Source organism: Mycolicibacterium bacteremicum (assembly GCF_002086115.1).
Classification (GTDB): domain Bacteria; phylum Actinomycetota; class Actinomycetes; order Mycobacteriales; family Mycobacteriaceae; genus Mycobacterium; species Mycobacterium bacteremicum.
In genome coordinates, this window is the sequence record NZ_MVHJ01000008.1 from 173,391 (window position 1) to 197,421 (window position 24,031).

The following is a 24,031-nucleotide window of genomic DNA, read 5'->3' on the forward strand; positions in this document are numbered from 1 at the left end:
GTCGCATGCTCGGCCTGCTCGGCGACGAGTGGACGCTGCTGATCATCCAGCAGGCACTGCTCGGCGCCACCCGATACGCCGACTTCACCGAACGGCTGCCGATCTCGCATTCCGTGCTGACCCGGCGGCTGGCCGCCATGACCGCCGAGGACCTGCTGGCGCGCACGCAGTACCAGAGCAACCCGCCACGATTCGATTATCGTGCCACCCGGCGCGGCCGGGCGCTCTGGCCGATGCTGGTGAGCATCTGGGACTGGGAGCGGTGCTGGGTGCCTGACCACGCCGAACCGCTGCCCGCCATCCGGCACACCGCCTGCGGCGCGGACTGCTCCCCGGTGCTGACCTGCCGGCATTGCCGACACGCTGCTGCACCGGAAACCCTTGTTGTGCAATGGGGTCCGAGCGGTTCCTGGGCGCGGTCGATGCCGGTCGGCTCCACCCGGCGCCGCTCGCACGGTGACCGCGCCGCCGGGGCAGCGGCGTTGTTCCCGCACACCATGGCCATTCTCGGTAACCGCTGGGCATTCGCGGTCATGGTGGCCGCCTTCCTCGGCACCACCCGGTTCACCGACTTCGCCGGCCAACTCGGCGCACCACCCGGTTCGCTGACCGACCGGCTGCAGATCCTGGTCGGCCACGGCGTGCTCGACGCCGACTACCGGCTGACCGACAAGGGCCGGGCCGTGCTGCCCATCATCCTGACCGCGCTGGACTGGGCACAGCGCTGGTACGACGCGGCGGACGGGCCGGCGGTGGTCGTCACACACATCGATTGCGGGGGCGCATTCCACGCCCGGCTGGTATGCGACGCATGCGCGCAGCCCCTGCGCGCCGCGGATATCACCGCCATACCGCCGCCCTGACGCCTCAGCGGGGCGCGTCGAGCCGGAACCGCAGGTTGTTGCGCACCGCAGGCCATTCGATGTCCAGGATCGAATAGACCGCGGTGTCCCGGCGCGACCCGTCGGGCAGGATCTGATGACTGCGCAGCACGCCGTCGAACTTGGCGCCCAGCCGCTCGATCGCGGCCCGGCTGGCCGCATTCAGGAAATGTGTCCGCAATTCCACCGCCACACAGCCCAGCGTTTCGAACGCGTGGCCGAGCAACAGCAGCTTGGCCTCGGTGTTGACCCCGGTGCGCCGCACCGCCGAGGTGTACCAGGTCGCGCCGATCTCCAGGCGGCGATTCGGTTCGTCGATGTTCAGGTAGCTCGTCGACCCGACCAGTGTGCCGTCGAGACGGCGCACCACGAAGGTGCTGCCACGGGGATCGGCGCACCGCGTCTGCACCCAATTCTGCGCGGTGGCCGGTGATGGTGCCGCGGCGAACCACAGGTCGCCCGCATCGGCGACGTCCGCGATCTCCTCGACATGTTCGCCACTCAGCGGTTCCAGCGTCACCCACTGTCGCCCCGTCAGCACGACCGGCTCCCGGAAGCTCATGTCCCTCTCCCCCAGGCCACCACCATCGTCATCACCGACAGCACCACCGCCGCCACCGTCATCCCGGCCGCCACATACATGCCGTAGCCGACCGCCACCGGCGCCTGCACATACAACCGGAAGTACCAGGCGATCAATGCCGCGATGATCATCGAGAGTGACAGTGCCGCAGCCGAAGCCAGTTTGGCCGACAACTCCCGGGCCGCCATCGCCGCGGCCACCATCAGCAGCGCGGCCAGCAGCAGGATCAGCTGACCGACACCGAAACCCGGTGGCGGCACATCGATGGTGCCGAGTTTGCCGCCGATCGCATTGGCCCGGCCCTGGCCCGTCGTCAGCCATGGCAGCCAGGCGCTCACCGCCAGTACCAGTGCGCAGAACGCGACCAGCCAGCCGGGACGCAATCGAGCCATGCGCCTCAGATTATCGGGTGGGCCTGCGTAGGCTGAATTGCCATGACGGAACTACCCGATTGGGCCCGCGGGCTCGACCTGTCACCGCACCCCGAGGGCGGCTGGTTCCGCGAAACCTGGCGCAGCGACCTCACCTTTCCGCAGTCCGCGCTGCCACCGGATTACACCGGACCCCGCCAGGCCGGGACCGCGATCCTGTTCCTGCTGATGCCCGGCCAGCAGTCCGCCTGGCATACCGTGCGTAGCGCCGAGTTGTGGCTGTTCCACCGCGGCAGCCCGCTGCTGCTGGAGGTCGGCCGCGAGCAACACACCGCAGACACCGTGCTGCTCGGACCCGATATCTCCGCCGGCGAGCAGCCGCAGTTCGTGGTGCCGCCCGGGCACTGGCAGCGCGCGACACCAGCCCAGCAGCAGCCGACCCTCGTCAGCTGCGTGGTGGTGCCCGGCTTCGACTTCGCCGATTTCGCGCTCAGCGCGGGCGAAGCGACGACAGATTGAACCCGGCGCCGGTCGGGTCGGTCACCGAAGCCAGCCGACCGTACGGGGTGTCCTCGGCGTCGCGGACGACAGCGCCGCCGTGGTCCACGATCAGCCCGACCGCCCTGTCGACATCCTCGGCACCCAGGAAGAAGAACCAATTCGACGGTTCGTCGGCGGCCATGAACGCGGCACCATCCATCACGCCGATGCGCTGTTCACCGTCGAACAGCACGGTGCTGTACCGGAATTCATCGGTGTCGGCTTCCACCTCGGTCTGCCAGCCGAAGACCGAACGGTAGAAGTCCAGGGTCGCCGCGAAATCCCGCGTCGTCACCTGATGCCACACCGGTGCGCCCGCGACACCGGTCGCCTCGAAGCCGTCATGTCCGGTCGGCTGCCAGAGCCCGATCATCCCGCCGGTCGAATCGGACACGACGGCCATCCGGCCCTTGGCCGGGATGTCCATCGCACCCCCGCAGCTGAAGCCGCCGGCGGCCGTCACCGCGTTCAGCGTGGCGTCGACATCCGCGGTGTGCAGATAGGTGGTCCAGCCGTCGGGCATGTTCCACTGCGGATCATTGGGCATCAGCCCCGCGACCTGCACGCCGTCGACGAAGGCGCTGACGTAGCCACCGTATTCGGGTCCGGCGGACTCGAAGGTCCAGCCGAATACCGCACCATAGAAGCGTTGCGCACCCTCGATATCCGAGGTGGACAGGTCGATCCAGCAGGGGGCGCCGAGCGGGTGTGATCTGGTCATGCTCGTACCGACCCCGCCCGGCACCGAAATTCATCGCCGCATCTGCGGGTCAGGAGTACACCTTCTTGAACTGCTCCAGCGACTGCTGGATATCGCTCTTGAGCGCCCCGGCCACGATCATGCCGATCGGCCCGAACAGCGCAGGCCCGCCGAGGTGGATGTCCAGCTGTACCGAGGCGCCCTCGGGCACCGGTTTGACCCGCGCGATCAGCTTGATCTTCACCCCGCCGACACCGTCGCCGTTGAGCGTCATCGAATCCGGCGGCTTGTAGTTCACGATCGTCCAGTTGACCCGGTTGTTCATCCCCTTGACCTCGACGATGGACGAGATCTTGGTGCCCTTCTCCAGGGTTTCGGGCAGCTTCGAGCGCCACACCCGGTGGATCGTGAGCCATTCGTCGAACCGGGACAGATCCGAGGCGGCCTCCCAGGCCTGCTCCGGCGACAGCGGGACGTCGATGGAGACGGAGAGCTTCGCCACGGTCAGGCGGTCGGCGGGGCCGTCGGCGGCTGGTTGTGCGGGGGCACCTGTCCCGGCGGCTGGTTGGCGGGCGGAACCTGGCCCGACTGCTGGTTGGGCGGCACCGGCGGAACGCCGCCGGTCTGCTCGCGGGCGGCCTTCTTCGCGGCCTCCTGCACCTTGTCGACGTGCTGTGCGTACTTGCCCTGGGTCTTCTTGTCGACCAGGTCACCGGCCTTGTCGATGACCGTGTCGACCTTGTCGGCGTTCTTCGCCACCAGGCCCTTGATCTTGTCCAAGAAACTCATGCCCCAACCCTAGCGCCACAGTCGGCGGGGCTCACCGGACAGTTTGCCCTCCACCCACCAGGCCACCTCGATCAGCGTGGCGGCGACGGCGCCGATGGCCAGGCCCATCGAGGTCAGCGCCAGGTTCGACGGGTCCAGCAGGAACGTTCGCTGGGCCAGCGGTATGGAGAAGATCACCACGTAGGCCAGCCCGGATACCGCCACCAGCGCCACCCGCCACCACTCGTAGGGGCGGGCGACGACGGCCAGCACCCATACCGAGGCGACCAGCAGGGTGATCAGCGCCGTGGTGGAGGCCTGGGTCTGTTGCTCGGCCGTGGCCCCGCGTCCCTCGTAGGCCAGCAGGTAAGAGATGAAGGTGCTCGCACCGACGATGACGCCGGCCGGCAGCGCCGATGTCATCACCCGGCGCACGAATCCGGGCCGGGCACGTTCGTGGTTGGGAGCCAGCGACAGGATGAACGCCGGGATGCCGATCGTGAACCATGCGGCGATGGTGACGTGGATGGGCTGGAACGGGTACAGCAGCGGGTCGCCGTCGAAGAAGCGGGCGGCCAGTCCGCCGAGGCCGACGAGCGCGGCCAGCAGCACCGAGTACACCGTCTTGGTGAGGAACAGGTTGGAAACGCGCTCGATGTTGCCGATCACCCGGCGCCCCTCGGCCACCACATACGGCAGCGTCGCGAACTTGTTGTCCAGCAACACGATCTGAGCCACCGCGCGCGATGCCGAACTACCCGATCCCATTGCCACACCGATATCGGCATCCTTGAGCGCCAGCACGTCGTTGACGCCGTCACCGGTCATCGCCACCGTGTGCCCGCGGGACTGCAACGCGTGCACCATGGCCCGCTTCTGGTCCGGACGCACCCGGCCGAACGTGGTGTACTCGTCCAGTGCGGTCGCCATCTCATCGGTCTGCTCGGGAAGCCGGCGGGCATCCAGGGTTTCGCCGTGCAGGCCCAGGGTTCCAGCCACCGCACCGACCGACTTGGCGTTGTCCCCGGAGATGACTTTCACCGCCACCCGTTGCGAGGCAAAGTATTCGAGCGTGTCCTTGGCATCGGGGCGCACCCGCTGCTCCAGTACGACCAGGGCGACCGGGGTGACCGTCCCCGGCGCGTCCGGCGCGTCGACCGCGCCGTCGCAGGACCCCAGCAGCAGCACCCGCAGTCCCTGGGCACCGATCCGCTCGGCCTCCGCGGCCTCCGGCGACTCCGGGTCCAGCAGTACGTCGGGAGCGCCGATCACCCAGTTGCCGTGCTCGCCGTAGGAGGCGCCACTCCATTTGGTCGCGGATTTGAAGGGGGCGTTCGCGGTCGCCGTCCAGCCCGGGGCGCTGGGATAGGCCTCGGCGATGGCCGCCATGCTGGCGTTGGGCCGGGTGTCGTCGGCGGCCAACTGCGCCAGCACCTGCGCGGCATCAGTTGTACTGAACGATTTGAGGTCCGAAAGCCGCATCCCGTTCTCGGTGAGGGTGCCGGTCTTGTCGGCGCACACCACGTCGACGCGGGCCAGCCCTTCGATGGCGGGCAGTTCCTGCACCAGGCACTGCCGCTGCCCCAGCCGCACCACCCCGACGGCGAACGCGATCGAGGTCATCAGCACCAGGCCCTCGGGCACCATCGGCACCAGCGCGCCGACCATGCGCAGCACCGACTCCCGCCAGCCCGCATCGGTGGTGAACAGCTGGGTGTAGATGATGAGCGCGCCCGCCGGCCAGAGCAGATAGGTGATGAACTGCAGGATCTTGTTGATACCGCTGCGCAGTTCGGATTTCACCAGCGTGAACTTGCTCGCCTCCTCGGCCAGCTGGGCGGCGTAGGCCGCGCGGCCGACCTTGGTGGCCCGGTAGGCCCCGCTGCCCGCGACGACGAAGCTGCCCGACATCACCCGGTCACCGGGATCCTTGGCCATCGGGTCGGCCTCACCGGTCAGCAGGGACTCGTCGACTTCGAGGTTGTTCTCCTCCAACACCTCTCCGTCGACAGTGATCTGGTCCCCCGGCCCGACCTCGATGATGTCGTCGAGGACGACCTCGCTCGGCGCGACGGCCCGGGTACCCGACTGCCTGCGCACCACCGGTCTGGCCTGTCCGACGATGGCGAGCTTGTCCAGCGTCTTCTTCGCGCGCAGCTCCTGGATGATGCCGATGGCACTGTTGGCGACGATCAGCAGCCCGAACAGCCCGTTGATCAGTGACCCGGTGGCCACCACGATGGCGAACAGCACACCGAGGATCGCGTTGATCCGGGTGAACACGTTGGCCCGAACGATCTCTGAGACGCTGCGGGCGGCCCGGGTGGGGACGTCGTTGGTCTTACCGTCGGCGACCCGCTGGGCCACCTCGGCGTCGGACAGGCCGGCCAATGCAATCACTTGGTGAACACTCCGTCGTCGTAGTACTCCAGCGTCAGCTTCGCGCCGTCGAAGGTGGCCTTCGATATCGTTCCGGGCGGGGCGTTCTCGGTGACGAGTGAGAAGGTGAACACGTTGCCGTCCCGGTGCGTCAGCTCGAAGGAGTCCCCGCGCGGACCCATCCCGAGGAACAGCCTGCCGTCACGTTCGGACACCGTCGCCGGACCCCAGAAATCGTTGCGGTAGACCCCGGTGTAGGCCGAAAACGGCAGGGCCGGAGCGGGATCCGCCGGAGGCGCCGCGCCCACCAAGGATCCCACCGGATCGCTCATCGGCAGCATCCGCGACGAGTACAGCTCATACCATGGTTCGCGGACCTCACCGAACTGCACCAGATCGGCGAACTGCGCGGTCAGTGCCTCCGGCACACCGGAGATCGTGCCGTTGGTCAGGGCGATGATCCCGACATCGGCCGAGGGCAGCAGCAGCACGTTGGTGCCCGCCCCGAGTTGGAAGGCACCCGAATGGCTCGCCTCGGTGCGGGCGGCGGCGGTGGTGCCCAGATTGAATCCGTAGCCGTAAAACCCCGACCGCATGGCGGGTTCGCTGCCCGGGCTCGACACGATCTGCGGTGTCAGTGCCGGCAGCAGCGACGCCGGTTGCATGAGCGGGTCACCCTCGGCGAGCACCATGGACATCCAGTGCGCCATGTCGTTCACCGAGGAACTCACCCCACCGGCGGGGGCCTGCGCATCGGGATCGCGGGTGTAGCGCGGTTGGTAGTCACCCGGGGCGACGCGGATGTGGCCGATCGCCCGGTTCTGTCGGATCTCGTAATCGGCGAAGCGGTAGCTCGTCGAGGTCATCCCCAGCGGGTCGAACAGCGACTCCTGGGCCAGCTGCTCCCAGGGCCTCGCGGCGGCCGCCGCGACCGCCTCGGCGCCGGCGGTCAAGCCGAAATTGGTGTAGGCGTAGGAGATCCGGAACGGAGCCAGCGGGAGTTGACGCAGCCGTTCCAAAACGTCGCGCCGGCCGTAGCCGATGTCCTCAAGCTGATCGCCGGCGTGGTCGGGCAGCCCGGAACGGTGCGAGAACAGATCCCCGACGGTGAGCATCCGGGTGACGGCCGGATCCGACAGGGCGCACCACGGCAGCTTCTCGGTGACCGGGGTGTCCCAGCCGATGATCTTCGCGTCGACGGCGCGGGCGGCCACCGTGGCGCTGATGGGTTTGGACAGCGAGGCCAGCTGGAACACCGTGTCGGGATCGACCGCTTCCCCGGTGCGGATGTCCCGGACACCGAAACCCTTGGCGTAGACGGTTTTTCCACCATGTACCACGGCCACCGCCATGCCGGGCACCCCCGAGGTGCGCAGCAGTTCCTCGGCGATCCCGTCCAACTTCGCGACCGCGTTGTCCACGGCGTTGTCCGGCAGCGGCATGGCCGGGACCAACGGCGGCGGTACCGGCGCGGCCGAGGCCGCGGTGGTTGCCGGCGCACCGGAGTCCGTCGCGCAGCCGGCCAGCAACAGCGCCACCGCCGCACAGGTCAAGATCACCTTCACGGGTTCAACGCTATAGGTTCAGTCCCGCCACCACGCATCGATCGAGGCAGCGGACACCTGCTCGCCCGGGCGCGGTGTCGCCACCGCGACACCCTCGGCGGCCGCCGCGGTGAGCATCCGCTCCACCGGCTCCGACCACGGGTGCGGCGCCAGTCGGAACGTCGCCCAATGGATCGGCACCAGCAACCCGGTGTCGCTGACGTCGCGGTGCGCACGCACCGCCTCCTCGGGATTCATGTGGATGTCCGGCCAGCCCGGGTGGTAGGCGCCGATCGGCATCAGGGTGAGGTCGAACGGCCCGTAGGCATCGCCGATCCCGCTGAATCCGCGGGTGTAGCCGGTGTCACCGCCGAAGAACGCCCGGTGCCGCGGACCGATCAGCGCCCAGGACGACCACAGCGTGACGTTGCGGGTGAGGAACCGGCCCGAGAAGTGCCGGGCCGGGGTGCACACGATGGTCAGCGAACCCAGCTGCGCGCTCTGGTCCCAGTCGAGTTCGACGATCCGGGCGGCCGGGATGCCCCAGGTTCGCAGGTGCGCGGCGATGCCCAACGGGACGTAGAACTTCGCGCGCTGGCTGCGGGCCAGCGCCTTGATGGTGTCGATGTCGAGATGGTCGTAATGGTCGTGGCTGATGATCACCGCATCGATGGCCGGCAGCTCGTCCAGTTCGGCAGGCACCGGGTGCAGCCGCTGCGGCCCGATCACCCGCGAGGGTGAGCAGCGCTGACTCCACACCGGGTCGGCCAGCACCCGGTAGCCGTCGACCTCGATCATCACCGAGGAGTGCCCGTACCAGGTGGCGGCCAGGTCGGCGGGTGCGCTGTCCGGCGCAGGCCGGACCAACGGAATGTCCCGCGACGGGTATTGGGGGCGGCCACCGGTGAGGATGTCGCGCACCAGCGCGAACTGGTCCTCCCGGCTCAGCTGGACCTCCGAGGCCGGCTCGCGGTTGACGAAGACACCGTCGCGCCAGTTCGGCGACCGCTTCGCCGCGGCACCGATATCGGCCGCGCCGAGCGCGCTGGGGGTGCCCTGCACGGCGCGCAGCAGCCAGCCGCCCGCGGCCACCGCCGCAGTGCCGCCCAGGACCCGGGCCGCCGCGCCGAACATCAGGCGCCTTGGAAGTTCGGTGCGCGCTTCTCGATGCGGGCCACCTGCGCCTCGATGACATCCGGGCTGGCCCAGGCCTTGTCGAAGCCCTCCTTGTGGGCCGGCCACGGATCCTCGTAGGCGCCGTCGTCGTTGAGGACGCGCTTGGAGTGCGCCACCGACAGCGGGGCGTAGCCGGCGATCTCGGCGGCCCAGCTCTGCGCGTCGGCCAGCTCACCCACCCGGTTGACCATGCCGGTCTGCACCGCGGTGTCGAGGTCCAGGCGTTCGGCGGCGATCAGCATGGCGCGGGCGCGGCCGTGGCCGACCAGCGACACCAGCCGGCGGATCGACCAGTTGTCCAAGGCCAGGCCGTACTTGGCGATGGGGAACTGGAAAAAGGTTCCCGGCACGGCGACCCGCAGGTCGCAGATCATGGCCAGGATGACGCCGGCCCCGATGGCCGGGCCGTTGAGCGCGGCGATGATCGGCACCGGGCTGGCGTCGATGGCCAGGTTCAGGTCTTTGGCCTTGTCCGGCAACTCCTTGGCCACCCCTTCGGCGTCGGACAGGTCGGCACCGGCGCTGAACACCGTGCCCTGCCCGGTCAGCACGATGGCCCGCACACCGGTGGACGCGGCGTCCTGGCTGGCTTTCTCGATCTCTTCGCGTAGGCCGTCGACCAGTGCGGCGTTCAGCGCGTTGCGGCGCTCGGGCCGCTGCATCTCCAGGGTGAGGACGTTGCCGTCGCGGGTCACTCCAATCATGGGGACCAGCCTATTAGCCTTCTCGTGTGAGCAGTGCGCTGGCACTACGTGATGCCGTCCTGGACGAGGGTTCCTTCCGTAGCTGGGACACCGCCCCGCTGCAGGTGGCGACCACCGACGAGTACCGATCCGAGTTGGCGGCCGCGGCCGGGAAATCCGGTCTCGACGAGTCGGTGCTGACCGGGGAGGGCACCGTGTTCGGGCGCCGGGTAGCCGTGCTGGCCTGCGAATTCGAGTTCCTGGCCGGGTCCATCGGGGTGGCGGCCGCGGAACGGATCACCGCCGCGATCACCCGGGCGACCGCCGAGCGGCTGCCGCTGGTGGCCTCGCCGGCCTCCGGCGGCACGCGCATGCAGGAGGGCACCGTCGCGTTCCTGCAGATGGTCAAGATCGCCGCCGCCGTGCAGTTGCACAAGCGCGAACATCTGCCCTACATCGTCTATCTGCGCCACCCCACCACCGGCGGGGTGTTCGCGTCCTGGGGTTCGCTCGGGCACGTCACCGCCGCCGAACCCGGCGCGCTCATCGGCTTCCTGGGGCCCCGGGTGTATGAGCACCTGTACGGCGAGAAGTTCCCGGCCGGGGTGCAGACCGCCGAGAACCTCTACCAGCACGGTGTCATCGACGGGGTGGTCGCGCTGCCGCAGCTGCGGTCGGTGCTCAACCGCACCCTGGCCGTGCTGTGCGACCCGCCGGGCCCGGCTCCCGAGGCGCCCGACGCCGACCCGATTCCCGATATCGCGGCGTGGGACTCGGTGCTGACCTCGCGGCGGCCGGACCGGCCGGGGTCGGAGTACGTGCTGCGGCACGGCACCGCCGATCCCGTGCAGCTGTCCGGTAACGGCACGCAGATGCTGTTGGCATTGGCCCGGTTCGGCGGCCAGCCTGCGGTGGTGCTCGGACAGCGCCGGCTCGGCATGCTGGGGCCGGAGGCCCTGCGGGAGGCGCGCCGGGGCATGGCGCTGGCAGCGGGGTTGCGGCTACCGCTGGTGTCGATCATCGACACCGCGGGTCCGGCGCTGTCGGCCGAGGCCGAGCAGGAGGGGTTGGCAGGTGAGATCGCCCGCTGTCTGGCCGAGTTGGTGACGCTGCAGGTGCCGACGGTGTCGGTGCTGCTCGGTCAGGGCAGCGGCGGGCCGGCGCTGGCGATGGTGCCCGCCGATCGGGTGCTGGCCGCCCAGCACGGCTGGTTGGCGCCGCTGCCGCCCGAGGGGGCCAGCGCCATCGTCTTCCGCGACACCGATCACGCGCCGGAACTGTCTGCCGCGCAGGGCATCCGCTCGGCGGATCTGTTGCGCGACGGGATCGTCGACGCGATCGTGGCCGAACACCCGGACGCCGCCGACGAACCGCGGGCGTTCACCGAACGGCTGGCGTCGACCATCGCCGTGGAGTTACACCGGCTGCGGGCGATGTCCGATCTGGAGCGGGTCGGCACCCGGCTGCACCGCTACCGCCGGATCGGCCTGTAGCACCGGCAGCCGGACCGCGAATGTCGTTGCGCCGGGCATGGATCGGGCCGTGATCGACCCGCCATGCGCCTCCGTGATCGATGCGGCGATGGACAGACCCAGCCCGAAGCTGCCCGCCTCACGGGAGCGTGACTTGTCCGCGCGCACGAACCGCTCGAACAGGTGCGGCAGCAGTTCGGCCGCGATGCCGGGTCCGTCGTCGGTGACGGTCAGGTCCACCCCGTCCGGGCCCACCACGACGGCCGCCTCGACGGTGGTCCCCGCCGGGGTGTGCACCCGCGCGTTGTGCAGCAGGTTGGCGATGGTCTGGTGCAGCCGGGCCCGGTCGCCGCGCACCCACACCGCAGTGTCGGGCACATCGAGGGTCCAGCGGTGCTCGGGCGCCGACACCGCGACGTCGTTGACCGCGTCGGTGAGCAGTCCGGTCAGATCGACGGCGACCATGTCGAGGTCCTGCCCCTCGTCGAGGCGGGCCAGCAGCAGCAGATCGGCCACCAGCGAGCTCATCCGGCGCGCCTCGGCCTCGATCCGGGCCAGCGAATATTCGGTCATCTCCGGGAGCACGGCGGCATCCTGGCGGGTCAGCTCGGCGTACCCGTGGATCGCCGCCAGCGGGGTACGCAGTTCATGGCTGGCGTCGGTGATGAACTGGCGCATCCGCCGGTCGGAGGCGGCGACATCGGACAGCGCGCCCTCGACGTGGTCGAGCAGCCGGTTCAGGGTGTCACCCACCTGGCCGACCTCGGTGCGGGGATCGGTGTCCCCGGCGGGCACCCGCGGGGTGATGGTGTGGTTGTCGCGGTCCAGCGGCAGCGTCGCGACCTCAGCCGCGGTCGCCGACACCCGGTGCAGCGGCCGCAGGGCGAACCGGACGATGGCCAGCGTGCTCAGGGCAGTGACCACCAGCGCCAGCAGGGTCAGCCCGGTGACGACGGCGGTCTCGCGCACCATCGCCTCCCACGCCGGGGTGCGGGAGACGCCGGTCACCAGTATCTCGCCGTCCTCACCGGATTGCCCCGCCATCCGGTACCAGCCCAGGCCGGGCAGTTCGACGGTACGGATCTGGCCGTCGGCCCACGCTGTCTCGGCGATGGTGGCCAGAGCCTGCGGCGGCGCAGGGACGGCGTCGTCGGGCAGGAAGTGCGCGGAGTCGACGACCTGCCCGCCCTGGATCAGTGCGACGACGTTGCCCTGCGCCTGACCGATCAGGTTGACCAGAGGCTTCATCTCGCCCGGTCCGGGCAGTTCGCCGTCGGGACCCGGGGTGGAGCGGTACTTGACGACGGAGCTGACGCACCCCTGCAGCGCGCCGGCGAGCTGGGTGTCGATGATGCCCAGCACCGAGGAGCGCAGTGTCACCACCGACATGGCACCGATGGTCGCGACCGCCAGCATCACCATCAGCGACAGTCCGACGACCAGCTGCCGCAGCAGCGTCCAGCTGCGCCACACCCGCATCACGGCGCGGCTCGCAGCAGGTAGCCGACACCGCGCACGGTGTGGATCATCGGCTCCCGGTCGGTGTCGATCTTCTTGCGCAGATACGACACGTACAGGTCGACGATGCTCGTCTTGCCGCCGAAGTCGTAGTCCCAGACCCGTTGCAGGATCTCCATGCGGCTCAACGCTCTTCGCGGATTGCGCATCAGGAACCGGAGCAGGTCGAATTCGGTGGAGGTCAATGCGATCGGCTCGCCACCGCGGGTCACCTCCCGGCTGGCGACGTCGAGGGACAGGTCGCCGACGGTCAGCGACTCGTCCTCGGCCGGGGTCAGGTAGGCGGTGCGGCGCAGCAGGCCGCGCAGCCGAGCGACCAGTTCCTCCAACGAGAACGGTTTGGTCATGTAGTCGTCGCCGCCGGCGGTCAGCCCGTTGACCCGGTCGGCCACCGAGTCGCGGGCGGTGAGGAACAGCGTCGGGGTGTAGACGTCGGATTCACGGATTTGCGCCAACACTTCCAGGCCGTCGGTGCCCGGCATCATGATGTCCAGCACCAGCAGGTCCGGCGTGTTCGCCCGGTATTTTTCCAGGGCCTCGACAGCGTCGTGCGCGACGTCGATCTCCCAGCCCTCGTAGGTGAGAGCCATCCGGATCAGATTCGTCAGTGCGCGTTCGTCGTCGACGAGCAGCACCCGGATGGGGGAACCGTCGGCGCGATACATCTTCGGCAGCTGACCGAGGATGGCGCGCCGCGGCCCCTGGTCGTCGACGGGTGCGGTTTTCACCTCTCCATTGTTGCCGCACTTTCGTGCCGGAGAACATTTGAATCGTCTATGAGAGTCCCGGCCCGGTCCCGGCCTACCGGAAGACTTGGACGCGTACCGGAACTCGGTATCCGTCAGCGGGGACGGCGCCCGTTCACTCATCCACCGAAAGGTCCGAACACCATGACCACCTCCACGACAGCGGTCGAAACACGCCTCGCGTCGAACACCCCCGTCGTGCTCGGCGTGTTCCGGATCCTTGTGGGTCTGATGTTCGTCATGCACGGCACGGTCAAACTGTTCGGTTTCCCCAGCGGGTCGCCGGCCGCCGTCGGCACCTGGCCCGCGTGGTGGGCCGGCGTGCTGGAAGTCGTGCTGGGTCTGCTCATCACCGTCGGCTTCTTCACCCGTATCGCCGCCTTCGTCGCCTCCGGCATGATGGCCGTGGCCTACTTCTGGATGCACTTCCCGGACGGCTTCTGGCCCATCGACAACGGCGGTGAAACCGCGGCGCTGTACAGCTTCATCTTCCTGTTGCTGGTGTTCACCGGCCCGGGAGCGTTGTCGATCAACCGCAGGTAGGTAGCCGCCACTTTCCGGTACGTGCGTGCCACCATCTGACGCATGTCCACTTCCACCGTCGACACCGTGGCGCGCTTCCAGGATCCGCTGACCGCCCGGGTTCCCCTCGCACTCGGGGTGTTCCGGATCCTGGTCGGTCTGATGTATGCCATGCACGGCACCGTCAAACTGTTCGGTTTCCCCAGCGGGTCGCCGGCCGCCGTCGGCACCTGGCCCGCGTGGTGGGCCGGCGTGCTGGAAGTCGTGCTGGGTCTGCTCATCACCGTCGGCTTCTTCACCCGTATCGCCGCCTTCGTCGCCTCCGGCATGATGGCCGTGGCCTACTTCTGGATGCATTTCCCGGACGGTTTCTGGCCCATCGACAACGGCGGTGAAACCGCGGCGCTGTACAGCTTCATCTTCCTGTTGCTGGTGTTCACCGGCCCGGGAGCGTTGTCGATCAACCGCCGCTGACCTCGCGAGTGTGAATCCTCTGCGGTGTTTCGCCGAGATACCCGCAGAGGTTTCACACTCGGCGACGCCGCTACACCTCGATCGGCGGGTTGAGCCGCTCCATCGTGTACTGCCGATCGCGCCGGGCCGCCCACGAGCTGGCGGCCAGCGCCGCGATCAGCAGACCACCGAGCACCGCGATGGCGATCCACAACCGGGAATCCACCCCGCCGGCGATGGTCTGCCGCAATCCGTTGACGGCGTAGGTCATCGGGTCGAACGGGTGCAGGATCTGGAACGGTCTGGCGGTGGTCTCGACCGGGTAGATGCCGCCGGCCGACACCAGTTGCAGCATCAGGAAGGCCAGCGTCACCACGCGGCCCACCGAGACACCGAACAACGCGTTGAAGGCCTGGATCACTGCCAGGAACGTCGCGCCGATGAGGAACAGGAACGCCACCGTCGCCAGCGGATACCTCGCCTGCAGGCCGACACCGAAATGCACGACCACATACATCACCAGCACCTGGCAGACCACGATCAGCAGCGCAGGCCAGTAGGACGCCAACACCACCCGCAGCGCACCGAGACCGTGCACGATCGGCCGGGACTGCATGGGCTTGAGCAACATCCAGATGATCAGCGCCCCGATGAACAGCGCCAGCGGCAGGAAGAACGGCGCGAATCCGGTACCGAAGGTGGCGGCCGGATTGTCGGTCTGCAGTTCGAGTGCCACCGGGGCGGCCATCGTCCGGGCCACCTCGGTGCGCTGCTGCGGGGTCCAGGACGGCACCTGGGCCGAGCCCTCCTTGAGCTTGCTCGCCAACTCCGCGCTGCCGTCGGCGAGCTTCTGGGTGCCGTCGGCGAGTTGGCTTGCCCCGCCGGCCAACTGCCGCCCACCGGCGGCCAGCTGGACCAGCCCGCTGTTGAGTTGATGGGCACCGGTGTTCAACTGATCGACCCCGTCGCGCAGTTGCGCCACGTCATCGCGCAGACCACCGTTCAGCGCCCGGGTGATGAACACCCGCAGCTTGCTGTTCGGGTCGCCGAGCTCACCTTCCAGCTGGGCGGCACTATCGCGCAGCCGCAGCAGGCCGTCATCGGTGGCCGGGTCGATCCCGTTGGCGCGCAACAGTCGTTGCGCCCCGGCCAGCACATCGCCGGCATGGCGCACCGTCGGGTCGGGGTTGGTCTGCAGCAGGCCGACGGCCTGGTCGACCAGTGCCGCGGCGTGCACCTGGTCGATGTTCAGCGCGGCGACGCGATCGGTGGTGGAGCGCACCGCCGCGCTGAGACGCTGTGCCAGCAGACCCACCTCATTCGGGTCCAGCTGTAACCCGCCGACCCGGTCCAGCATCTGCAGCAGCGGGCCGGTGGCCTCGTCGACCTTGCTGGACAGCTGCTGGGTGCCCGCCATCAGCTGCGCCGACCCATCGCGCGCGGTGACCAACCCGGCGGTCAATTCACCGGCGCCGTCAGCCAATTGCTGTGCTCCGTCGTTGGCCTGCGCGTTGCCGGTGGCCAGCTGCTGGGCACCGTCGGCGGCCTGCACCAGTCCGGCCCCGGCATCGGTCAGGCCGGTCAGCACGGTGCCGACGGTCTGCTGGCCGATGCTGGCGTTGACCTGGTTGATGACCTCGCGGGCGGCGTTCTGCCCGATGATCGAGCCCAGATAGTTGTTGGCGTCGTTGAACGTGAAGTCGATATCGGCCTGCTGCGGCGAGCCACCCGAGGGCGAGGCGATGTCGGCGCTGAAATCCTTCGGCAGGGTGACGGTGAAGTAGTACTTGCCACTGCTCAGCCCGTCGGCGGCCTCACTCGCCGAAACCTCGTGCAGCTGAAGCTGTCCCGAGCTGATCAGGGCATCGGCCACCTGCCGGCCGGCGTCCAGGGGTTTGCCGTCGACCTCGGTGCCGGTGTCCTCGTTGACCAACGCCACCGGGACCTTGTTGACGGCGTCGAACGGATTCCAGAACGCCCACAGGTACATCGCGCCGTAGAGCAACGGCATCAGCACCACCGTCACCAGGGCGATGCGTGGCATGGCACCACGGGAGAAACGCTTCAGATCGGTGCCCAGCGACATTCCGGCAAGCATGGTCACTCACTCACTTTCAATTCGGCGCGGGCTCCGGGAACGGAGTTGGCGGACGCGGTGATCACCGTCTGGTTCTCCCCCAGCGCGGTCAGGCGTTCCAGCACCACGGCGCGGTTCTCGTCATCGGTGATGCCGTCCAGGTCTCCGACCACCAGCAGGGGCGGGGTGGCGGTGTTGGCCAGCGCGATGCGCAGCAACACCTGCGCCAGCTCACCGATCTGGTCGAAGTAGGCGTCCAGACTCGGCAGCGGTATGTGCCCGAAGGTGCTCGCGCACAGCCCGGCGAGGTCGCCCGTGCCCGCCTTGCCGATGAACCGGTACCAGGGCGCATCCCAGCGCATCTGCTCGGTGATCAGATCACCGACGGTGACCGATTCGGCGATCTTGTCGAGCCGATCGATGTTGGCCAGCGCCGACACCGCGAAGATCTTGCGGGCATCGGTGTGGCCGAACACGGTGACGGTGCCCGCCTCCGGGCGCATCCGGCCCGCCAGCGTGAGCAGCAGCGCGGTGCGTCCGGTGCCGGCCGGGTGGACCAGCGCGGTCACACCGCCGGCATGGACGTCCAGGTCGACCGGGCCGTAGACCGGTCCCCACGGACCCTTGACGCGGATTCCCCTGGCGACGACGGCCGGTTCAGCATCTGTCACCGACCAATCTCAGCACAGACTCAGCCCAGGTGAAGGTACCCGCCGAACATCGAGAGCAATTCCGCTGTCCGCCACCAGATGAGCACGCCGAACAGCAGCAGCAGACCGCCTGCCACCGCGCCCTGCACCAGATTTCGTTGTGCGCGCGGGGCGTAGACGAAGCCCGCGGCGACCAGGCCACCGGTGATCAGGCCGCCGAGGTGGCCCTGCCAGCTGATCGCGCCGGCGCCGATCAGTGGGGCGGCGAAGGTGAACACCACGTTCAGCACGATCAGGCCGATGACCCACTTGACGTCCAGGTTGAGCTTGCGCGACACCACGAAGATCGCGCCGAACAATCCGAACACCGCACCCGAGGCGCCCGCGGTGGCGGTGTTCAGCGGCGAGATCAGGTACACCAGCACCGATCCGCCGAGGGCACTGAGCCCGTAGAGCGCGCCGAACCGCACCCGGCCCAGCAGCCGCTCCAGTGACGGGCCGATGACGTACAGCGCGTACATGTTGAACAGGATGTGCGCGATGCCGTAGTGCAGGAAGGCCGAGGTCACGAGCCGGTAGTACTGGCCGTCGGCGACCGCCGGCGGCCACAGCGTCAGCTCGTTCTCCAGCCGGCCCGATGCCATCTGCAGCACGAACATGACGACGTTGACCGCGATCAACGCGTAGGTGATGACGGGAGTCTGGCCGGCGACCTTGCCGCCGAAACGGCCCTGCACCGGGCGGACGGTGGCCGCGCCCGCCGAGACGCACTCCGGGCACTGGTGACCCACGGCTGCCGACTGCATGCAGTCCCCGCAGATGTAGCGCCCGCAGCGGGTGCACGAGACGTAGGACTGGCGGCCGGGGTGGCGGTAACAGACCGGGGCCTGCGGGGGCGTCATGTCTCCATTCTGTCCGATGGCTCAGACCAGGTGGCTCACCCGCCGCCGCGTCAACACGAACAGCACGATCGTGGCGATGGCGGCCTCGGCCAGGGATACCGCGGTGGCCACCGCCATCAGCGCGCCCACCGGTGCTGCCGCGGACTCGACGACCGCGCCGTGTCGGTGCCCCGGCAGCGACCAGTGCGCACCGACCATGGCCAGACTCATCACGGCTACCGCACACCAGATGCGCAGCGAGCCGCCGCGCCACAGTTCGTAACCGCAGTACAGACAGGCCAGCGCCATGGCGGTGATGCCGACGGTCAGCGCGGCGTTGCCCGCGTGGCCGAGCATGGCCAGGTGCAGCATTGCCGACATCACGGCGAGCACCGCGCACAGTCGTCGCCCGAGCACCGCCATGTGACAACTGTTCCCTACAGCCCCAGGATCTGCACGCTCTCCTCACGCATCTGCACCTTGCGGATCTTGCCGGTGACGGTCATCGGGAACTCATCGACCAGGTGCACGTAGCGCGGGATCTTGTAGTGCGCCAGCTTGCCCTCGGCGAACGCTCGGACCGCGGCGGCGTCCAGCGCGTCGGCGCCCGGTTTCATCTTGATCCAGGCGCAGATCTCCTCGCCGTACCTGGCGTCGGGCACCCCGATCACCTGGGCGTCCTCGATGCCGGGGTGGGTGTAGAGAAACTCCTCGATCTCGCGGGGATAGACGTTCTCACCACCGCGGATCACCATGTCCTTGATGCGGCCGACGATGGTGCAGTAGCCGTCGGCGCGCATGACCGCGAGGTCGCCGGTGTGCATCCAGCCTTGGTCGTCGATGGCCTCGGCGGTTTTCTCGGGGTCCTCCCAATACCCGAGCATCACCGAGTAACCCCGGGTGCAGAACTCACCGGGCTGTCCGCGCTCGACCTCGACGCCGGTGTTCGGGTCGACGATCTTCACCTCGACGTGCGGGTGTGCGCGGCCGATGGTCGCGGTGCGCCGCTCCAGGTCGTCGTCGTGCAGGGTTTGGCATGACACCGGCGACGTCTCGGTCATACCGTAGGCGATGGCGACCTCGGCCATGTGCATGTCGTTGATGCAGCGCTTCATCACCTCGATCGGGCAGACCGCGCCGGCCATGATGCCGGTGCGTAGGCTGGACAGATCGCGGTCGGGAAAGCTCGGGTGGTTCTGCATGGCGATGAACATCGTCGGCACGCCGTAGACACCGGTACACCGTTCGGCCTCAATGGTTTCCAGCGTGATACCCGGGTCGAAGCCCGGCGCGGGGATGACCATGGTGACACCGTGGGTGGTGCAGCCGAGGTTGCCCATCACCATGCCGAAGCAGTGGTAGAACGGCACCGGAATGCAGAGCCGGTCACCGGGTCGCAGGTTGATGCCCTCGGTGACGAAGAAGCCGTTGTTCAGGATGTTTCTGTGCGACAGTGTGGCACCCTTCGGGAATCCCGTTGTGCCCGAGGTGTACTGGATGTTGATCGGGTCGGTGTTCGCCAGAGTTACCTGCCGCTGGGCCAGTTCGTGCTCGTCGACGGTATCGGCGCGCAACGCGTCCCAGTCCGGCGTGCCGAGGAAGATGACCTCGCTGAGTGTTGGCGCCTGGCCGCGGACCTCGTCGACCATGGCGACGTAGTCACTGCTCTTGAACTCGGTCGCCGAGATCAGCATCCGCACGCCGGATTGATTGAGCACGTACGCCAGTTCGTGGGTGCGGTAGGCCGGGTTGATGTTGACCAGGATGGCGCCGATCTTGGCGGTCGCGTACTGGACGATGGTCCACTCGGACCGGTTCGGCGACCAGATGCCGACCCGGTCGCCCTTGGCGATACCGCGGCCGAGCAGCCCGCGGGCGACGATGTCGATCTCCGCGTCGAGTTCCCGGTAGGTCCAGCGCCTGCCCTGCGCGACGTCGACGAGCGCCTCGATGTCGGGATGCGCCGCGGCGGTGCGCTCGAAGTTCGCGCCGATGGTCTCTTCGATGACGGGCGTCGTGGTCGGCCCGGCGTCATAGCTGTTCATCTAGTCCACCTCATTCTTTCCCGTCGCTTCGCTCGCCCAGCAAATCCTCGTAGCGGTATTCGGTATCGATCGGCGCGCCCGACCCGTGTGCCTCATCTTCGCGCCGGCGCAGCTCGACGCGCCGGATCTTGCCCGAAATGGTCTTGGGCAGTTCGAAGAACTCGACGCGGCGCACCTTCAGATACGGCGCCAGGTGATCCCGGGCGTATTCCATGATGCCTCTGGCAGTTTCGGCGTCGGCGGGCCAGCCGTCGGCCAGCGCGACATAGGCCTTGGGGATCGCCAGCCGGGTGTCGTGGGGCTGCGGAACGATGGCGGCCTCGACGACGGCCGGATGCTCGATCAGCACGCTCTCCAACTCGAACGGGGAGACCTTGTAGTCGCTGGATTTGAAAACGTCGTCGGTGCGCCCGATGTAGGTGATGTAGCCATCGGCGTCGCGGGCGGCCACGTCGCCGGTGTGGTAGTACCCGCCGGACATGACGGCGTCGTTGCGCTTCGGGTCGCCCAGGTAGCCGGTCATCAGGTTGACCGGCCGGGTGCTCAGGTCCAGGCAGATCTCACCCTCGTCGGCGAGCTTCCCGGTCAGCGGGTCGACGAGCACCACCGGCACGCCGGGCATCGGCCGGCCCATCGAGCCGGGTTTGACGGGTTGGCCGGGCGTGTTGCCGACCTGCAACGTGGTCTCGGTCTGCCCGAATCCGTCGCGGATGGTCAGCCCCCAGGCGCGTTCGACGGCGCCGATGACCTCCGGGTTCAGCGGTTCGCCGGCACCCAGTATCTCGCGCAGCCCTTCGGGTTTGGCGCCGAGGTCGGCCTGGATGAGCATCCGCCACACCGTCGGCGGGGCGCAGAACGTGTTGACGCGCGCGCGGCGGATCTGGTGCAGCAGCGCGGCGGCGTCGAAGCGGCTGTAGTTGTAGACGAAGATGGTCGCCTCGGCAATCCACGGCGCGAAGAAGCAACTCCAGGCGTGCTTGGCCCAGCCCGGCGAGCTGATCGCCAGGTGCACGTCGCCGGGGGTGACGCCGATCCAGGCCATCGTCGACATGTGACCGACCGGGTAGGACACCTGGGAGTGCTCGACGAGTTTGGGCTTGCTGGTGGTGCCGGAGGTGAAGTAGACCAGCAGCGGGTCCTCGACTGCGGTGACCGACCGGAACGTTTCCGGCACCATGTCGTACGCATCGGCATAGGACTGCCAGCCTTCGACATCTCCGATACTGATGCGCACGTAGTCGCCGGGTACGTTGTCGAACTTCGGCGCGTCGGCGGCGTTGGCGATCACGAAACGCGCACCGCCGCGGTCGATGCGGTCTTCCACATCGGCCGGGCCGAGCGCGCCGGTGGTGGGCATGACGACGGCGCCGAGTTTGGCGACCGCGAGCATGGCTTCCCACAGTTCGACCTGGTTACCGAGCATCAGGATGACGCGGTCGCCCTTGCCGACACCCAGCCCCCTCAGCCACGTGGCGACGCGGTCAGAACGCTCGGACATCTCGGCGAAGCTGACCTTGGTCTCGCGGCCGTCCTGCTCCACGATCCACAGCGCCGGGCGGTTGTTGTCCCGCGCGATGACATCGAACCAGTCGATGGCCCAGTTGAAGGTGCCCTCGATATGGGGCCACGCAAAAGTGGCGACGGCTTTGTCATAGTCGCTGATCATGGCCACCAGCTGGTCGCGGGCGGCGCGATAGCGCTCGGTGTTGTTGCTCATGGCGACTAGGATCTAGGTCACAGTTGCCCGCCCGCTACCCCCGAAAGAGGGGACCAGTGCCATCCCTGCTCCGGCCCCGCGACACCGACGCCGTACGCGCCGAGTTGCGTCGGGTGGCCGTCGAGGGTGACGTGCCGGTGCTGTTCGGCGGCGAGGTGCACGACGACGCGCTGTTGCTCACCGAGTTCGTCGGCACCCGGACCGCCGGGCTGCGCGGGCTGGTGGTGCGGTCCAGTTCCGGGCTTGGCGGGGCCAGCATGGTCGCCGGCCGGCCGCTGGCGGTGTCGGACTACCGCAGCGCCGCGACCATCACCCATGACTACGACACCCCGGTGCTGACCGAGGGCATCCGGTCGGTACTGGCGGTACCCGTCGTGGTCGACGGGGTGCCGCGGGCCATGCTCTATGGCGCCTACCGGTCCGGCGCGCCGTTCGGCGGGCTGGCCGCGGACCTGATGGTCGGTTCGGCGCGGCGGCTGGCCCACGAGTTGCAGGTGCGCGACGAGGTGGACCGCCGGATGCGGTTGCTGGAGGCCCGGGCCGCCGGCGCGGCGAACCCGGAGACCATCCGCGAGGTCTACGCCGGCCTGCGCACGCTCGCTGCGCGCACCGATGACGCCACCGGCACCGAACTGCACCGGCTGGCCGATCTGCTGTCCGCACCCGCCGCCTCGGAGTTCCATCTGACACCCCGTGAACTCGACGTGCTGGCGCAGGTGGCGCTGGGTTGCACCAATGCCGAGGCTGCGCAGCGGCTCTCGCTCAAGACAGAAACCGTCAAGAGCTATCTGCGTAGTGCCGCATCCAAGCTCGGCACCAAGACCCGGCACGAGGCCGTCTCGAAAGCACGCCGAGCCGGACTGGTGCCCTAAGTCTCGACGGGAGCGACGCGGCCCGAGAAGCTGACTGCCTCGACACCGTGGTCGCGAGAATCCGCCTCGGCCTTGGCGATCTCGGCGCCGAGGTCCAGCGATCGGGCCATCAGCACATAGGCGACGGCGGACGCGAACAATCCCACGAACAGTGCGATGTCCACATCGCCCAGAGCTGCCGCCACCGGGCCGGTGTACCAGACCGTCACCACGAACGGGATCATCGCGACGATGCCGATGACATAGGCGCCCAGGCCACGCCAGCCCCATGTTCCGTACACCCCGCCCCCGGGCACGAAGATCTCCCGGATTGCGTAGCGGCCGCGTCGGACGAAGTAGTAGTCGACGAGATTGACCGAGGTCCACGGCACCAGTAGGTACAACAGCACGACCAGGAAACTCCCGAAATTGGACAGGAACTCACCGGTGGACAACACGGCGCCCAGCAGTCCGGCGCCTGCCACGATGCTGCACGCGGTGACCCGGAGCCGACGGGTGGGCCGCACCGCCTTGAACGAGTCGACCATCGTGATCAGCTCAAGCGAGGCCGCGTAGATGTTGACGGTGATCACGGTGACCAGCCCGGGCAGGGCCGCGATCAGGAGCCACGCACCCGACCCCGCGATCATTCCGTCGGCGGCGCTCTTGACCGCCTCCAGCGGGGAGGTATCGGCGAACAACGCAGCGACCAGTGCGCCCAGCGCCATCAGCCAGGTTGCACCGATGAACACGCCGGCGTAGGTGTACCACAACGCCTTTCGCGGGCTGGTCTGCGGCGGCAGGTAGCGGGAATAGTCCGAGACGTAGGGCGCCCAGCCGAGTGCGTAGGCCGCCGCGGCGGCGAACTGAACCAAGAACGCCGCCCACGTGAATCCCCCGAATCCGAACTGACCCGATGGCACGTCCAGGATGACCAACGCGCCGACGGTGAACACCCCGAACGTCGCGAGGAACAACCATGTCAGCCAGGTCTGGAAGCGATGAATCCAGTGGTAACCGTAGATCGCGAGCGTCAACGCCGAAGCGGTGATGAGCACGAACCACAGGTTGCGCAGGTCCACACCGGTGGTCAATGTGATCACATCGGCCGCGAGGATCTGATTGAAGATGTTGAAACCGACGATGCTGAACACCACGACCGCACAGATCACCACGACGCCGCGATAGCCGAACTGAGCCCGTGATTGGATCATCTGCGGCAGACCCAGTTGCGGACCCTGCGCCGAATGGAATGCAGTGAAAACCGTTCCCACGGCGGCACCGAGCACGATCGCGACCAGTGACGTCATGAACGACGCACCGAGAGCGGCTCCGACCATGCCGGTAGCCAACGTGGTCAGGTTGGCGTTCGACATGAACCACAGCGGGAACAGCGTCGTGGGTCGACCGCGGCGTTCGGCGAGCGGAACCCAGTCGATGGATTTCGATTCGATAGCGGGCGTGTCAGACATCG

General features: G+C 68.3%; 24 protein-coding genes. 6 read left to right on the forward strand and 18 right to left on the reverse strand.

The genetic code is table 11. From position 1 onward, the window contains the following. Positions 1-5 precede the first annotated feature (5 nt). Entirely contained in the window at positions 6-863 is an 858-nt protein-coding gene (locus BST17_RS12190) for a winged helix-turn-helix transcriptional regulator (protein ID WP_083058175.1), read from the forward strand. A gap of 4 nt (positions 864-867) precedes the next feature. Here the strand turns inward: BST17_RS12190 and BST17_RS12195 are convergent, their stop codons facing one another. Both BST17_RS12195 and BST17_RS12200 read right to left on the reverse strand, forming a co-directional pair. Then, positions 868-1,443, reverse strand: coding sequence for a GNAT family N-acetyltransferase (locus BST17_RS12195; protein WP_083058176.1), 576 nt, complete (start codon positions 1,441-1,443; stop codon positions 868-870). After that, positions 1,440-1,856: a hypothetical protein gene (locus tag BST17_RS12200; protein WP_083058177.1), complete on the reverse strand. Its 417-nt coding sequence runs from the start codon at positions 1,854-1,856 to the stop codon at positions 1,440-1,442. The genes BST17_RS12195 and BST17_RS12200 overlap by 4 nt, the downstream gene beginning before the upstream one ends. Positions 1,857-1,898: 42 nt before the next feature. Between BST17_RS12200 and BST17_RS12205 the strand changes: the two genes are divergently transcribed. Further along, positions 1,899-2,354 (forward strand): cupin domain-containing protein, encoded by a 456-nt coding sequence (locus BST17_RS12205; RefSeq protein WP_083058179.1) that lies wholly within the window; start codon positions 1,899-1,901, stop codon positions 2,352-2,354. Here the strand turns inward: BST17_RS12205 and BST17_RS12210 are convergent. From BST17_RS12210 to BST17_RS12240, 7 genes are read right to left on the reverse strand one after another with little or no spacing between them, the layout of a single operon-like run. Continuing rightward, on the reverse strand, positions 2,326-3,096 hold the full coding sequence (locus tag BST17_RS12210; RefSeq protein WP_083058180.1) for a VOC family protein: 771 nt from the start codon (positions 3,094-3,096) through the stop codon (positions 2,326-2,328). The two genes, BST17_RS12205 and BST17_RS12210, sit on opposite strands and share 29 nt — an antisense overlap. Positions 3,097-3,145: 49 nt before the next feature. Beyond that, a complete protein-coding gene (locus BST17_RS12215; protein ID WP_083058182.1) occupies positions 3,146-3,577 on the reverse strand; it encodes a type II toxin-antitoxin system Rv0910 family toxin in 432 nt (143 codons plus the stop codon). A 2-nt stretch (positions 3,578-3,579) separates the two neighbouring features. Further along, positions 3,580-3,864 (reverse strand): antitoxin, encoded by a 285-nt coding sequence (locus tag BST17_RS12220; protein WP_083058183.1) that lies wholly within the window; start codon positions 3,862-3,864, stop codon positions 3,580-3,582. A 9-nt stretch (positions 3,865-3,873) separates the two neighbouring features. Then, on the reverse strand, positions 3,874-6,243 hold the full coding sequence (locus tag BST17_RS12225) for a cation-translocating P-type ATPase (RefSeq protein ID WP_083058185.1): 2,370 nt from the start codon (positions 6,241-6,243) through the stop codon (positions 3,874-3,876). Continuing rightward, positions 6,240-7,787, reverse strand: a complete 1,548-nt coding sequence (locus tag BST17_RS12230) for a serine hydrolase (protein ID WP_083058186.1) — start codon at positions 7,785-7,787, stop codon at positions 6,240-6,242. Before BST17_RS12230 ends, BST17_RS12225 begins: the two co-directional genes overlap by 4 nt. Before the next feature lie 18 nt (positions 7,788-7,805). Continuing rightward, positions 7,806-8,900 carry an MBL fold metallo-hydrolase gene (locus tag BST17_RS12235; protein ID WP_083058188.1) on the reverse strand — a complete coding sequence of 365 codons (1,095 nt, stop codon included), beginning with the start codon at positions 8,898-8,900 and terminating at the stop codon, positions 7,806-7,808. After that, entirely contained in the window at positions 8,900-9,646 is a 747-nt protein-coding gene (locus BST17_RS12240; protein WP_083058189.1) for an enoyl-CoA hydratase, read from the reverse strand. Before BST17_RS12240 ends, BST17_RS12235 begins: the two co-directional genes overlap by 1 nt. 26 nt (positions 9,647-9,672) lie before the next feature. Here BST17_RS12240 and BST17_RS12245 point away from each other — a divergent pair, with 26 nt between their 5' ends. Then, positions 9,673-11,118: an acetyl-coenzyme A carboxylase carboxyl transferase subunits beta/alpha gene (locus BST17_RS12245; protein ID WP_083058191.1), complete on the forward strand. Its 1,446-nt coding sequence runs from the start codon at positions 9,673-9,675 to the stop codon at positions 11,116-11,118. Here the strand turns inward: BST17_RS12245 and BST17_RS12250 are convergent. Both BST17_RS12250 and BST17_RS12255 read right to left on the reverse strand, forming a co-directional pair. Next, positions 11,041-12,576 (reverse strand): sensor histidine kinase, encoded by a 1,536-nt coding sequence (locus BST17_RS12250; protein ID WP_083058192.1) that lies wholly within the window; start codon positions 12,574-12,576, stop codon positions 11,041-11,043. The two genes, BST17_RS12245 and BST17_RS12250, sit on opposite strands and share 78 nt — an antisense overlap. Beyond that, positions 12,576-13,280: a response regulator transcription factor gene (locus BST17_RS12255; protein WP_083058305.1), complete on the reverse strand. Its 705-nt coding sequence runs from the start codon at positions 13,278-13,280 to the stop codon at positions 12,576-12,578. Before BST17_RS12255 ends, BST17_RS12250 begins: the two co-directional genes overlap by 1 nt. A gap of 225 nt (positions 13,281-13,505) precedes the next feature. Between BST17_RS12255 and BST17_RS12260 the strand changes: the two genes are divergently transcribed. Both BST17_RS12260 and BST17_RS12265 read left to right on the forward strand, forming a co-directional pair. Continuing rightward, positions 13,506-13,904, forward strand: a complete 399-nt coding sequence (locus BST17_RS12260; RefSeq protein WP_083058194.1) for a DoxX family protein — start codon at positions 13,506-13,508, stop codon at positions 13,902-13,904. A 42-nt stretch (positions 13,905-13,946) separates the two neighbouring features. Next, positions 13,947-14,357: a DoxX family protein gene (locus tag BST17_RS12265; RefSeq protein WP_083058195.1), complete on the forward strand. Its 411-nt coding sequence runs from the start codon at positions 13,947-13,949 to the stop codon at positions 14,355-14,357. A 70-nt stretch (positions 14,358-14,427) separates the two neighbouring features. On the opposite strand, the gene BST17_RS12270 is transcribed toward BST17_RS12265, so the two are convergent. The 6 genes from BST17_RS12270 to BST17_RS12295 are packed head-to-tail and all read right to left on the reverse strand — an operon-like array spanning position 14,428 to position 21,706. Then, on the reverse strand, positions 14,428-16,434 hold the full coding sequence (locus BST17_RS12270; protein WP_083058197.1) for a YhgE/Pip domain-containing protein: 2,007 nt from the start codon (positions 16,432-16,434) through the stop codon (positions 14,428-14,430). 2 nt (positions 16,435-16,436) lie between these two features. Next, positions 16,437-17,084: an ATP-binding cassette domain-containing protein gene (locus BST17_RS12275; RefSeq protein ID WP_083058198.1), complete on the reverse strand. Its 648-nt coding sequence runs from the start codon at positions 17,082-17,084 to the stop codon at positions 16,437-16,439. A gap of 20 nt (positions 17,085-17,104) precedes the next feature. Then, positions 17,105-17,965, reverse strand: a complete 861-nt coding sequence (locus tag BST17_RS12280; protein WP_083058200.1) for a rhomboid family intramembrane serine protease — start codon at positions 17,963-17,965, stop codon at positions 17,105-17,107. 21 nt (positions 17,966-17,986) lie between these two features. After that, a complete protein-coding gene (locus BST17_RS12285; protein ID WP_234807647.1) occupies positions 17,987-18,367 on the reverse strand; it encodes a hypothetical protein in 381 nt (126 codons plus the stop codon). A gap of 14 nt (positions 18,368-18,381) precedes the next feature. After that, positions 18,382-19,989, reverse strand: coding sequence for an AMP-binding protein (locus tag BST17_RS12290; RefSeq protein WP_083058201.1), 1,608 nt, complete (start codon positions 19,987-19,989; stop codon positions 18,382-18,384). Between the two features lie 10 nt (positions 19,990-19,999). Continuing rightward, positions 20,000-21,706, reverse strand: a complete 1,707-nt coding sequence (locus BST17_RS12295; protein WP_083058203.1) for an AMP-binding protein — start codon at positions 21,704-21,706, stop codon at positions 20,000-20,002. A 56-nt stretch (positions 21,707-21,762) separates the two neighbouring features. On the opposite strand from BST17_RS12295, the gene BST17_RS12300 reads away from it, so the two are divergent. Further along, the gene (locus BST17_RS12300; protein WP_083058204.1) at positions 21,763-22,578 is read left to right on the forward strand and encodes a helix-turn-helix transcriptional regulator; all 816 of its coding nucleotides are present in this window, start codon (positions 21,763-21,765) and stop codon (positions 22,576-22,578) included. Here BST17_RS12300 and BST17_RS12305 read toward each other — a convergent pair. Beyond that, entirely contained in the window at positions 22,575-24,029 is a 1,455-nt protein-coding gene (locus BST17_RS12305; protein WP_083058206.1) for a purine-cytosine permease family protein, read from the reverse strand. The two genes, BST17_RS12300 and BST17_RS12305, sit on opposite strands and share 4 nt — an antisense overlap. Positions 24,030-24,031: the final 2 nt, after the last annotated feature.